Annotated in this window: 1 protein-coding gene; it reads right to left on the reverse strand. The window is 70.3% G+C overall.

Going from position 1 to position 14,819, the window contains the following annotated elements:
- Positions 1-14 precede the first annotated feature (14 nt).
- On the reverse strand, positions 15-14,807 hold the full coding sequence (locus tag ACMTAK_RS06145; RefSeq protein WP_413805216.1) for a type I polyketide synthase: 14,793 nt from the start codon (positions 14,805-14,807) through the stop codon (positions 15-17).
- Between the last annotated feature and the right edge of the window lie 12 nt (positions 14,808-14,819).

Raw genomic sequence — 14,819 nt, forward strand, 5'->3', positions numbered from 1 at the left:
CACTTCCAAAAACATCAAAGGTCCGCGCCGCCCAGTGCCCTCTGGACGAGATCATCGACATCCATCGCGTCGAGCGCGCTATTCGTTCCTTCTTGCGGCGCCGGCTCAGAAACGTTCTCTGAGGTGTGGGCGAGTTCCAGCAGGACATCCACTAGTCCGGCCTCACGGAGACGCGCGAGCGGAACAGAGGCCAACGCCTCGCGTATCCGGTCCTCTTCTGAGTCGCTCTGCTCGACCGCACCGCCCTGCGGAAACATGCTCGTCTCCAGATGCGCGGCCAGCGCGGTGAGGTTCGGGTAGTCGAATACCAACGTAGTCGGCAGGTCCAGGCCAGTGATCGCGCCCAACGCGTTACGGAGCTGAACAGCCGTCAGCGAGTCGAACCCGAGCTCCCTGAACGACCGGTCGCTCTCGATACTGTCAGGCGTCGTGTGCTCCAGGACCGCGGCGACGTGCTGCCGGACCAGCTTGCGGAGGGAACGCTGACGCTTCGCCGAGGAGAGCCCCTCCAGACTCGTACGCAGCTCCGCCGCGGCCGACTCGGCCGATGCCGGGTCCGAGGGCACCAGTGATGCGTTGGAAGGCGCCGTCTTGAGCAGTTCACTCAGCAACGGTGCCGGCCGAGCCCCCTTCAGCTCTTCCGCCAGGCGCTCCCATGCGGCATCGAAGACAAGGGCGAAGGTGTCGTCCACGTCAAGAGCGCGCTGCAGTGCGCAGATGGCCAACTCCGGGTTCATCGGGACCATGCCGCCCCGCCTCATGTGCTCTTCGAGGTCCCCGTCGATCGCCATGCCGCTTCCGGCCCAGGCGCCCCAAGCGATGGAGGTGGCCGGAAGACCATCCGCACGCCGCTGCAGCGCGAGCGCGTCCAAGAAGGCGTTACCCGCCGCGTAACTTCCCTGGCCGGGACCGCCCAACGTGCTTGCCACCGAGGAGAACAGCACGAACGCCGACAGGTCCATCCCGGCGGTCAGCTCATGCAGATTCCGCGCCGCGTCCACCTTCGGACGCAACACCCCGGCCGCGCGTCCCACCGTCAGCGCGTCGATCACACCGTCGTCCAGCACACCCGCCGTATGCACCACCGCATCCAACGGGAACTCCGCCGGAATCCCGTCCAGCACCGCGGCCAGCGCCTCACGGTCCGCCGCGTCACACGCGGCCACCGTCACCTGGGCGCCCAGAGCCTCCAGTTCCGCCTTCAACCCGGCGGCACCCTCGGCCTCCATACCACGACGACTCGTCAGCACCAGATGCTCAGCACCACGCCCCGCCAGCCACCGCGCCACATGACCACCCAGCGCACCCGTGCCACCGGTCACCAGCACCGAACCACGCGGACGCCAGGACGCCCGCCCATCCGCTTCCTCGGGCACGGACGCACGCACCAGCCGCTTCACAAACACCCCGGAGCCACGCAGCGCGATCTGATCCTCACCGTCCGCACCGGCCAACACCCCGGCCAGACGCGCCACCGCCCGAGAATCCACGGTCTCGGGAAGGTCGACGACGCCACCCCAGCGCTGCGGATATTCCGCCGCGACAATCTGCCCCAGCCCCCACACCGTGGCCTGAGCAGGACTCACCAGCCGGTCTGAACGCCCCACCGACACCGCACCCCGCGTACCACACCACAGCGGTGCCACCACACCGGCGTCGCCCAGCCCTTGAACCAACCCCACCATCGCCGCCAGCCCGGCCGGCACCACCCCGAACGCGCCATGCCCCGACTCGTCCAGCCCCAGCAGCGAGAGCACACCCACCGCCTCGGACGGCTCCAGCCCCGCCCCGTCAAGCCCCGCGCGCAGCCGCTCCGCCACCGTGCCACGATCGTCATCAGACCTGCCCCACACCACCGGCACGACATCGGCGCCGCTCGCCTCCAGCCCCTTCACCGTGGCGGACACGAGAGCGTCATCGGCATTCGACGCGGGAAGGACGACGAGCCAGGCACCCGAGAGCGAGGCCTCGGCGGCGGACGCCATGGACTGCCAGACCACCTTGTAACGCCAGCCGTCCACCGTGGCCTGCTCACGCTGCTGACGCCGCCACGACGACAGCGTCGGAAGCAACGCCATCAACGACGACTGCTGCGCCTCGTCCTCCACCGCCAGCGTCCGCGCCAGCCCCTCCAGGTCCTCGCGCTCAACGGCTTCCCAGAACCGGGAGTCCAAGCTGTCGGCAGCGGTGGGGCCGTCTGCCACCTCTGCCTTGTCCTCCAGCCAGTAGCGCTGTCGCTGGAAGGCGTAGGTGGGCAGCTCCACCCGCTGGGCGTCACGTCCGGCGAACAGCCACTCCCAGTCGATGGTGACCCCGTTGACGTGCAGCTCGGCCAGCGCTGTCGTCAACGCCTGTGTCTCGGGACGGTCCTTGCGCAGCACCGGCACCACAACGGGAGCCGACGCCTCCACCGCCGTCAGACAGTCCTGCGTCATCGCCGAGAGCACGCCGTCGGGCCCCACCTCCAGGAAGGTGGTCACACCCCGCGCCTCAAGCGCTCGCACCCCGTCCGCGAACCGCACCGCTTCCCGTACGTGCCGCACCCAATACTCCGGGGAGCACATCTCGTCGCCCTTGGCCGCCTCACCCGTGAGGTTGGAGACCAGGGCGATCGACGGTGCCTGGAAGGACAGCCCCTCGACGACCTTGCGGAAGTCGTCCAGCATCGCGTCCATACGCGGCGAGTGGAACGCGTGGCTGACCCGCAGACGGCGCGTCTTGCGGCCCCGCTCCGCCCACTGCCCGGCTATCTCCAGCGCTGCGGCCTCATCACCGGCGATGACGACCGCGGTCGGGCCGTTGACGGCGGCGATGCTCACCTCGGCCTCACGACCGGCCAGTGACGGAGCGACCTCCTCCTCCGACGCCTCGACGGCCACCATCGCCCCGCCCTCGGGCAGCGCCTGCATCAGACGGCCACGAGCCGCCACCAGCGCGCACGCGTCCTCCAGCGAGAACACCCCCGCCACATGCGCGGCCGCGATCTCACCGATCGAGTGACCGATCACCACATCCGGGGTCACACCCCAGTGCTCCAGCAACCGGAACAACGCCACCTCGACCGCGAACAGCGCCGGCTGGGTGAACGCCGTCTGATCCAGCAACTCCGCATCCGCGCTCCCCTCCGCCGCGAACACCACCTCCCGCAACGGACGATCCAGCAAGCCGTCCAGACGCGCGCACACCTCGTCCCACGCGTCAGCGAACACCGGGTAGGCGTCGTAGAGCTCCCGCCCCATGCCAAGACGCTGCGCACCCTGACCCGAGAACAAGAACGCCCTCAGTCCCGAAGCGTTCGCAACACCACGGACCACTGCCGGGGCGACCTCACCAGCGGCGACAGCCTCCAGGCCGTGCAGCAGCTCCGCGCGGCCCGCGCCCGTCAACACGGCGCGGTGCTCGAACACCGACCGCGTCGCCACCAGCGAATAACCTAGATCCAGCGTGCTCAGTTCCGGCCGGGCATTCAGATGTGCCAGCAGTCGCCGCGCCTGAGCGCGCAAGCCGTCCGAGCTCCGGGCGGAAAGCGCCCACGGAGCCGTACCACGGTCGTCGGGCGCCGCCGCGTCGGCCGGTCGCTCCTGTTCGATGTCGGAAGGGGCCTGCTCGATGATGGTGTGGGCGTTGGTACCGCTCACACCGAACGCCGACACACCGGCCCGGCGCGGCCGCCCGGTCTCCGGCCACGCGGTGGCCTCGGTCAGCAGCCGCACCTCACCCGCCGACCAGTCCACCTGCCGCGACGGCTCGTCCACGTGCAGCGTGTTCGGCAGCACACCGTGCCGCATCGCCATCACCATCTTGATGACCCCGGCGACGCCGGCGGCGGACTGGGTGTGGCCGATGTTCGACTTCACCGCGCCCAGCAGCAGCGGCCGGCCCTCGGGGCGCTCCTGACCGTAGGTGGCCAGCAGCGCCTGCGCCTCGATCGGGTCGCCCAGCGACGTACCCGTACCGTGCGCCTCCACCGCGTCCACCTCGGACGCCGACAGACCCGCGTTCGCCAGCGCCTGCCGGATCACCCGCTGCTGCGACGGACCGTTCGGCGCGGTCAGACCATTCGACGCACCGTCCTGGTTCACCGCCGAGCCCCGGACCACGGCCAGCACCCGGTGCCCCTTGCGCCGGGCGTCCGACAGCCGCTCCACCAACAGCAGACCGACACCCTCGGACCAGCCCGTGCCATCCGCGGCGTCCGCGAACGGCTTGCACCGGCCATCCGGCGCCAACCCGCGCTGACGGCTGAACTCCACAAAAGCGCCCGGCGTGATCATCACGGTCACGCCACCGGCCAGCGCCATCTCACACTCACCCTGACGCAACGCCTGCGCGGCCTGGTGCAGAGCGACCAACGACGACGAACACGCCGTGTCCACCGTCACCGCGGGCCCCTCAAGACCCAACGTGTAGGAGATACGGCCCGACACGACCGATGTCGCGCTGCCGGTCAGCAACTGTCCCTCAAGGCTCTCGGGGATCTCCTGCAGCCCGGTTCCATAGCCGGAGGTCGTGGTTCCGACGTAGACACCGATCTGGCTGCCACGCACGGATGCCGGATCGATACCGGCCCGCTCGAACGCCTCCCACGAGGTCTCCAGCAACAGCCGCTGCTGCGGATCCATGGTGAGCGCCTCACGGGGCGAGATCCCGAAGAACCCGGGGTCGAACTCCCCCGCGTCATAGAGGAACCCACCCTCACGGGCGTAGAACGTGCCGGGCCGGTCAGGGTCCGGGTCATACATCCCCTCGACATCCCAGCCGCGATCGGACGGGAACGAGGAGATGGCGTCACCGCCGCTCTCCACCAGCTGCCACAGGTCCTCCGGGCTCCGCACCCCGCCGGGAAAGCGACAGCTCATGGAGACGATCGCGATGGGGTCGTCGTCCGCGCCGGCGACGGCGGAGGCACCGGACCCGGTACCGATCGCCGGGGACGACGCCCCCAGCACCTCGGTCCGCAGATACGCGGCGAGCGTGCCGGCGCTGGGGTAGTCGAAGACCAGCGTGGCGGGAAGGCCGAGACCGGTCTCCGCGGCCAGCCGGTTGCGCAGGTCGACCGCGGTCAGCGAGTCGAAGCCCAGATCGCGGAAGGCCCGGTTCGGCTCGACCATCTCCGCGGACGCGAAACCGAGCACGGCGGCGGCGTGCTTGCGCACCAGATCGAGCAGCGCCCGGTCCCGCTCCCCCTCGGTCAGCGGCTTCAGCCGCTCGCGCAGCTGCGCCCCGGCGGCCTCGGCCCTCTCGCCGTCGTTCCCCTTCGTCTCCAGCCGCTGGACCTCTTCCAGCTCGCTCAGGAACCGGCTGTGCCGGACCGCGGTGAACGCCGGAGCGAACCGCTCCCAGTCCACGTCCACCACCGTCACCACACCGTCGTCACCGGCCACCGCGCGCTCCAGAGCGGCGATCGCCAACTCGGGTGCCATCGCGGGCAGGCCACGCCGCGCCAGCTGCTCCCCCGCGTCGCCCTGGGTCACCATGCCTTCCTCGGCCCACGGACCCCAGGCGACAGAGGTGCCCGCCAGACCCCGCGCACGCCGCCGCTCCACCAGCGCGTCCAGGAAGGCGTTTCCGGAGCCGTAGACGCCCTGCTCAGCACCGCTCCACACGGCGGAGATGGAGGAGAAGACCACGAACGCGTCGAGCTCACGGTCGCCGAGCAGCTCGTCCAGGTTGACTGCACCCGCCACCTTGCCCGACACCGCCCTGGCCGCGTCCGCGAGCTCCGTCTCCAGCAGGGAAGCCGTCATCGTGACACCTGCCGCGTGCACCACCCCGGTGAGCGGCCGGTGCTCCGGCACCGCGTCCAGAACGGCGGCGAGCGCGTCACGGTCCGCCGCGTCACACGCGGCCACCGTCACCTCGGCACCCATGCCCTCCAGCTCCGCCTTCAACCCGGCGGCGCCCTCGGCCTCCAGACCGCGGCGGCTGGTCAGCACCAGATGCTCGGCACCGCTACGGACCAGCCAGCGGGCCACCTGGCCACCGAGCCCGCCCGTGCCACCGGTCACCAGCACCGTGCCACGCGCCCGCCACGAGATCCCCTCACCGACAGCCGCGGCCGAGCGCACCAGACGACGCGCGAACACACCCGAGCCACGCACCGCGACCTGGTCCTCGCCGCCCCCGGCAGACAGCACACCCGCCAGCCGCGCCACCGCACGCTCATCCAGCGACTCAGGCAGATCGACCACACCGCCCCACAGCGTGGGCAGCTCCAGCGCGGCCGCCCGGCCCAGCGCCCAGACCATCGCCTGCGCCGGGCTGGTGAGCCGGTCCGAACGCCCCACCGACACCGCGCCCCGCGTACCACACCACAGCGAGGCTTCGATGCCCGCCCGGACCACGGCCCGCACCAGCACCAACGTCAGGGCGTAGCCGCCCGACAGCGCCGGATATCCGGGGCAGGGTTCCTCGTCCAGGGCGAGCAGCGACAGGACGCCACCCAGCTCAGGAACCTCCGCGACCGTTTCCCGCAGCCGCTCCCCCAGCACGTCGGCGTCGAGGTCCCGCTCGTCCACCACGAGCGACACCACACCCGCGCCGTGCCGCTCGAACCCGGCGACAACCCCCGCCACCAGCTCGTCCCCGGCACGGGACGCCGGAACCACCACCAGCCAGGTCCCCGACAACGACCCTTCGGCCAGGTCGGAGGCCGGCTTCCACGACACCTTGTAGCGCCAGCCGTCGATCGTGGACTGGTCGCGGTTGTTGCGGTGGTACGCGGACAGGGCGGGCAGCACCGCGCTCAGCGGCGCCTCGCTGTCCACTGCCAGCGCATCCGCCAGCGACTCCAGATCCTGGCGCTCCACCACCTCCCAGAACCGCGCGTCGACAGAACCGGCGCCATCGGCCGCGCTTCCGCCGGGCGGCAGGCCGAATCCATCGAGCCAGTAGCGTTCATGCTGGAAGGCGTAGGTCGGCAGCTCCACCCGCCGTGCACCACGGCCCTCGTACACCTTCCGCCAGTCGACGCCGACGCCAGTGACGTGCAGTTCGGCGGCGGAGGTCAGGAACCGCTCCAGGCCGCCCTCATCCCGCCGCAGCGTGCCCACGACCACCGCCCGCGCCTCAGCCGCCTCCACCGTCTGCTGCACCGGCAGGGTCAACACCGGATGCGGGCTCACCTCGACGAACACGCCATGCCCACTGCCGAGCAGAGCGCGCGTCGTGGACTCCAGCTCAACGGTCTGCCGCAGGTTCCGGTACCAGTACTCCGCGCCCAGGCCGACGGTGTCCACCAGCTCGCCGGACACCGTCGAGTAGAACGGCACCTCCGACGAACGCGGCTCGATGTCCGCCAGAACCTTCAGCAGCTCCTCGCGGATCCCCTCCACGTGCGCGGAGTGCGAGGCGTAGTCCACCGGCACCCGGCGAACCCGGATCTCCTCGCCCTCCAGCCGCGCGACCATCTCGTCCAGCGCACCCGGATCACCCGACACCACCACGGAACCGGGGCCGTTGACCGCCGCCACCGAGATCGCGCCATCCCAGGCGGCGATACGCTCCTTGGCCTCGTCCGCGGACAGTCCGACCGACACCATGCCACCACGACCGGCGAGACTCGCCGCGATCGCCTGCGACCGCAACGCCACCACCTTCGCGGCGTCCTCCAGCGAGAGCGCACCCGCCACACAGGCCGCGGCGATCTCACCCTGGCTGTGACCCATCACCGCATCCGGCTCCACACCCACCGAACGCCACAGCTTCGCCAGCGACACCATCACCGCGAACAGCACCGGCTGGACCACGTCCACCCGGTCGAAACCAGGAGCGCCCCCGGCGCCACGCAGCACATCCGTCAACGACCAGTCCGCATGAGCCGACAGAGCCGACTCACACTCACCGATCGCCTCCGCGAACACCGGCGAGGACTCCAGCAGCCCCACCGCCATACCCACCCACTGCGCCCCCTGACCCGGGAACACGAACACCGAACGGCCACGAACATCCGCCACACCACGCGTCACACCGGAGACCACCTCGTCCCCGGCCAGCGCGCCCAACCGCTGCAGGAGTTCCTCACGGTTCCCACCCGTCACCACACCGCGATGCTCGAACACCGACCGCGACGCCACCAGCGAGTGACCCACGTCCAGCGTGCTCAGTTCGGTGCGGTCGAGCAGGTACGACCGCAGCCGCTCCGCCTGGGCGCGCAGGGCTTCCGGGCTCCGGCCGGAGAGGACCCAGGGGGCGATGCCGTGGTCGTCGGTGGGAGCCTCGTCCCGCTGCGCCTCGGCAGGTACCGGGGCCTGCTCGATGATGGTGTGCGCGTTCGTCCCGCTCACGCCGAACGACGACACGGCGGCCCGACGCGGACGCCCCGTCTCCGGCCACTCCGTGGCCTCCGTAAGCAGCCGAACCTCGCCCGCCGACCAGTCCACCTGCCGCGACGGCTCATCCACATGCAGCGTCTTCGGCAGCACGCCGTGCCGCATCGCCATCACCATCTTGATGACGCCACCGACGCCCGCCGCGGCCTGGGTGTGGCCGAGGTTCGACTTCAACGCGCCCAGCCACAGCGGCCGGCCCTCGGGACGTTCCTGGCCGTAGGTGGCCAGCAGCGCCTGCGCTTCGATCGGGTCACCCAGCGGGGTACCGGTCCCGTGTGCCTCCACGGCGTCCACGTCAGCCGGCGACAGACGGGCGTTCGCCAGCGTCTGCCGGATCACGCGTTGCTGCGACGGGCCGTTCGGAGCCGTCAGGCCGTTGCTCGCGCCGTCCTGGTTGATCGCCGTACCCCGGACCACGGCCAGCACCGGGTGGCCGTTCCGCCGGGCGTCCGAGAGCCGCTCCAGGAGAAGCATGCCCACGCCCTCCGACCAGCCGGTGCCGTCCGCCGCGTTCGAGAACGCCTTGCACCGGCCGTCGGCGGAAAGTCCTCGCTGACGGCTGAACTCCACGAACACGTTCGGCGACGACATCACCGTGACGCCACCGGCGAGTGCCAGCTCGCACTCACCCTGACGCAGTGCCTGAGCCGCCAGATGCAGCGCCACCAGCGACGATGAACACGCCGTATCCACCGTCACCGCAGGTCCCTCAAGACCGAACGTGTACGAGATACGACCGGATGCCACGCTGCCCGCGCTGCCGGTGCCGATGGAGCCCTCGAAGCCTTCCGGAGCGTTCCCCTGGAGACGAGTGGCGTAGTCGTTGTACATGACACCGACGAATACGCCGGATCGGCTGCCCTGGTTGGCGACCGGATCGATCCCGGCCCGCTCGAACGCCTCCCAAGAGGTCTCCAGCAGCAACCGCTGCTGCGGGTCCATCGCCATGGCCTCACGCGGCGAGATCCCGAAGAACACAGGGTCGAACTGGTCCGCGTCGTGCAGGAATCCGCTGTTCCGGACGTAGTATGTGCCCTCCCGGTCGGGGTCCGGGTCGTACATCCCCTCAAGGTCCCAGCCGCGGTTGGACGGAAACTCGGACACCGCGTCCGTACCCGCCATCACCAGCTGCCACAGTTCCTCGGGCGTCCGCACCCCGCCCGGGTAACGGCAGCTCATACTCACGATCACGATGGGGTCGTCGTCCACCGGTGCGCCAGGCCCGGCCACCTCCCGCAGGCCTGCCGACGAGATGACACCGTCCCCGCCCAGAAGTTCGTCGCGCAGGTGGCCGACGAGTGCCATCGGGGTCGGATAGTCGAAAATCAGCGTGGCGGACAGTCGCAGGCCGGTCTCCGCGGTGAGCCGATTCCGCAGATCGACGGCCATCAGTGAGTCGAAGCCGAGTTCCTTGAAGGGCTGCCGCGTGTTCACCGTCTCGGGGGTGGCGTGTCCAAGGGCCGCCGCGATCTGAACGCGGACCAGCTCCAGCAGCATCTCGTCCTGCGCCGTCTGCGGCAGACCCACGAGCCGCCGGCGCAATTCGTCGGGAAGACTTGCGCTCTGCTCCGATCGCGCGGTACGGCGCGTCATCACGTGGGGCACGACGCTGCGGAAGAGAGTGGGGAGTTCGGCGCCCTGCGCACGCAGCGTAGGGATGTCCAGCCGCAGCGGGACCGGCACGCTTTCGTCCGACACCAACGCGGCGTCGAACAATTCGAGCCCTTCCTCGGAGGAGAGCGGCACCAGACCTGACCGCGACACTCTGCGCAGGTCCTCCTCGCCGAGGTGGCCGGTCATACCGCTGGCCTCGGCCCACAGACTCCACGCCATCGACACACCCGGCAGCCCCCGCGTCCGGCGCCAGGACGCGAGGCCGTCCAGGAACACGTTCGCCGCCGCGTAGTTGCTCTGCCCGGCGCCGCCCAGCACACCAGTGGCCGAGGAGAACAGCACGAACGCCGACAGGTCCATCGTCTCGGTCAGCTCATGCAGATTCCACGCCGCGTCCACCTTCGCCCGCAACACCGGCTCAATCCGCTCACGCGTCAACGACGTCAGCAGCCCATCGTCGAGCACACCCGCCGCATGCACCACACCACTCAGACCAAAACCCTCCGGCAACCCCGACAACACCCCGGCCAGAGCCACACGGTCCGCGGCATCGCACGCCACGATGACCACCTCCGCGCCGGCGGCCTCCAGCTCCGCCCGCAATTCCGGCGCGCCCTCGGCCTCCGCACCGCGACGGGACAGCAGCACCAGCTTCTTGACCTCATACCGGGCCACCAGGTGCCGAGCCACCAGGCCGCCCAGCACGCCCGTGCCACCCGTCACCAACACCGCACCCGAACCAAACCCGGCCGACTCCGGAACGGCCACAGCCGGCACCCGCCCCAGACGCGGCACCCGCACCACACCGGACCGCACCACCAGCTGGTCCTCGCCCAAGGCCAGCATCCCGGGAAGGAGATCGGCCACCCCCTCCACATCATCGGTATCCACCAGCACCAGGCGGCCGGGGTTCTCCGCCTGCGCGGACCGCACCAGGCCCCACGCCGCGGCCCCCGCCAAATCCCTCACGCCAACGCCATCGCCCACGTCCACCGCGCCCCGCGTCACCAACACCAACCGCGCGTCCGAGGCCTTCTGATCGGTCACCCACGACCTCACCCGCTCAAAAGCCTCAAACACCTCCCTATGGACCTCACCCACCACATCCGCACCGCTGGAGACCACCCGCACAACCTCCACGTCCGGCACGGGCACCGCCCGATCCGCCGCGGGCGCGTTCACCCATTCCAGCCGGAACAGCGCGTCCCGGGCCGCCCCACCCGCAACCCGCAGCTGACCAGCCTCGACCGGCCGCAACGCCAAAGACTCCACCGACGCCACCGCACGCCCGGACTCGTCCCCCACCACCACCGACACCGCACCCGAATTGCCCTCCGTCGCCGGAGCCAGCCTTACTCGCAGCGAGGAGGCACCGACCGCGCCGAGCGAGAATCCACGCCACGAGAACGGCAGCAGACTGCCCGAACCACCCGACAGAGCCTCACTCACGCCCATCGCGTGCAACGCCGCGTCGAACAACGCCGGGTGCAAACCGAACTCACCCGCACGCTCCCGCTCCCCCTCCGGAAGCGACACCTCCGCGAACACCTCGTCGCCACGCCGCCACGCACGCTTCAGCCCCTGGAAAACCGGCCCGTACTGCAACCCGTTCTCCGCGGCCCGCACATACTGCCCCGACACATCCGCGACCTCAGCCCCCGCCGGAGGCCACGCCCCGAAATCAAAGAGGGCCCCATCAGCGCCTTCGGCCGGCGCGAGCGTCCCACGGGCATGGCACACCCAAGCCGCGCCCTCTCCCTCCGCCTCGTCCCGCGAGAACACACTCGCCTCGCGGTAACCGGAAGCATCCGCCTGGCCCACCTCGACCTGAAGGTGCACCCCGCCCTTCTCGGGCACGATCAGCGGCGTTTCCAGGGTCAGTTCCTCAACCCGGCCACAACCGACCTGGTCGCCCGCCTGCAGCGCCAACTCCACGAACGCCGTTCCCGGCAGCAACACGACGCCGTGCACGGCGTGATCCACCAGCCACCCATGCGTGGCCAAAGACAACCGCCCACTCAGCACCACGCCGCCACCACTCGCCAGCGACACCACCGCGCCCAGCAACGGATGCCCCAGCGAGCCCAACCCCACCGAACCCACATCGCCCACACCCGCGGGCGCATCGAGCCAGTAACGCTCCCGCTGGAAGGCATACGTCGGCAACCCGACCCGTCGACCGCCACGCTCCTCCAACGCGGCGGCCCAATCCACCTGGACGCCATGGGTGAACAGCTCAGCGGCGCTGATCAAGAATCGCTCAAGTCCACCGTCGTCACGCCGCAGCGTGCCGAGGACCACGGCCTCTGTCTGGGCGGCCTCGATGGTCTGCTGCACCGGCAGCCTCAGCACCGGATGGGGACTCACCTCGACGAACACCGAGTGCCCGTCGGCGAACAGCCTGCGGGTGGTGGCCTCCAGCTCGACGGTCTGCCGCAGATTCCGGTACCAGTACTCCGCGTCCAGCCCAGCCGTGTCCATCGGTTCACCGGTAACCGTCGAGTAGAAAGGCACCTCCGACGAGCGCGGCTCGATGTCCGCCAGGACCTTCAGCAGTTCCTCACGGACCTCCTCCACCAAGACGGAGTGCGACGCATAGTCGATGGCAACCCGACGGACCCGGATCCCCTCGCCTTCCAACGCCGTGAACAGCTCATCCAGCGCCTTCCCGGCACCCGCCACCACTACCGAACCGGGACCGTTGACCGCGGCCACGGACACGGCGCCGTTCCAAGCGGCGATACGTTCCCGCGCCTGGTCGATCGGCAGTCCGACCGACACCAGCCCACCATGGCCGGCCAGCCTCTCCGCGATCACCCGCGACCGCAACGCCACCACCTTGGCCGCGTCCTCCAGCGAGAGGGCACCCGCGACGCACGCCGCGGCGATCTCGCCCTGGCTGTGGCCCATCACCGCGTCCGGCTCCACACCCACCGAACGCCACAGCCTCGCCAGCGACACCATCACCGCGAACAGCACCGGCTGAACGACGTCCTCCCGGTCATACCCGGGAGCACCGTCGACACCACGCAGCACCCCGGTCAGCGACCAGTCCACGTAAGGCGCCAACGCGGCCTCACACTCGGCCATCGCCTCCGCGAACACCGGCGAGGACTCCAGCAGTCCGACCGCCATGCCCACCCACTGTGCCCCCTGGCCCGGGAACACGAAAACGGAACGGCCGGGAGGCGCGCTCTCGCCCACCACCACGCCCGGATGAGCCGACTTCTCCGCTACCGCGGCCAAGCCCGCCAGCAATTCGTCCCGGTCGCGGCCCACCACCACCGCTCGGTGCTCCAGCACCGACCGGGTCGTCACCAACGACAGCGCCACATCGGCCACACCGTACTCCGGGCGCTCCGCCACGAAATCCCGCAGCCGCCCGGCCTGGGCCCGCAATCCCCCCGCACCACGTCCGGACACCACCCAGGCCACCGGACCGTCGACGCCCTCGGCCTCGGCGGCATCGACCACCTCGGCCTCCGGAGCCTGCTCCAAGAGCACATGTGCGTTGGTCCCGCTCACCCCGAACGAGGACACACCGGCCCTGCGCGGTGCCCCCGTCTCCGGCCACGGGGTCGGCTCGGTCAGCAGCGACACCGCCCCCGCCGACCAGTCCACGTGCTCCGACGGCTCCTCCACGTGCAGGGTCTTCGGCAGCACACCGTGCCGCATCGCCATCACCATCTTGATGACGCCACCCACGCCGGCGGCCGCCTGGGTGTGCCCCATGTTCGACTTCAACGACCCCAGCCACAGCGGCCGGTCCGCCCCGGGGCGCTCCTTGCCGTAGGTGGCCAGCAGGGCCTGCGCCTCGATCGGGTCACCCAGTGTCGTACCCGTGCCGTGTGCCTCCACCGCGTCCACATCGGCCGCCGACAGGCCCGCGTTCCGCAGCGCGTCGCGGATCACCCGCTGCTGCGAGGGACCGTTCGGCGCGGTCAGCCGGCTGCTCGCCCCGTCCTGGTTGACGGCGGCGCCCCGTACCACGGCCAGTACCTGGTGCCCGTTGCGCCGCGCGTCGGACAGCCGTTCCAGCAGCAGCACACCGGCGCCTTCGGACCATGAGGTGCCGTCGGCCGCGTTCGAGAACGACTTGCAGCGACCGTCGACGGCGAGTCCGCGCTGCCGGCTGAACTCGATGAACACCCCTGGTGTCGCCATCATGGCCACGCCTCCGGCGAGCGCCAGCGAGCAGTCGCCCTTGCGAAGGGCCTGCGCGGCCAGGTGCAGCGCCACGAGCGACGAGGAGCACGCCGTGTCCACGGTCACCGCGGGACCTTCGAAGCCGAAGGTGTAGGAGATGCGGCCGGACGCGACACTTGCGGCGCTGCCGTTTCCCAGGTGGCCTTCGAGACCCTCCGGTATCGACTGGATGCGCGAACCGTAGTCGTTGTACATCACACCGACGAACACGCCGGTGCGGCTGCCGCGCACGGACGCCGGGTCGATGCCCGCCCGCTCCAGCGCCTCCCACGAGGTCTCCAGCAGCAGCCGCTGCTGCGGATCTGTCGCCAGCGCCTCGCGCGGGCTCATGCCGAAGAACGAGGCGTCGAAGCCGTTCGCGTCGTGCAGGAACCCGCCCTCACGCGTGTAGCTCTTGCCCGGCTTCTCCGGGTCCGGGTCGTACAGGTCCTCGTCCCATCCCCGGTCCACGGGGAAGGTGGAGATGGCGTCGGTGCCCGAGGCGACCAGCTCCCACAGGTCTTCCGGCGATTCCACACCACCCGGATACCTGCATCCCATGCCGACGATCGCGATGGGTTCCGTGTCCCTGTCCTTGAGTTCCCGCAGCTCTTGACGAGTCTCATGCAGACTGGCCGTCGCGCGCTTGAGGTAATCGCGCAGTTTGGTGTCGCTCACTGCCTCTTGTCA

The sequence above is a fragment of the Streptomyces lacaronensis genome, assembly GCF_047337785.1.
Taxonomy (GTDB): Bacteria; Actinomycetota; Actinomycetes; order Streptomycetales; family Streptomycetaceae; genus Streptomyces; species Streptomyces lycopersici.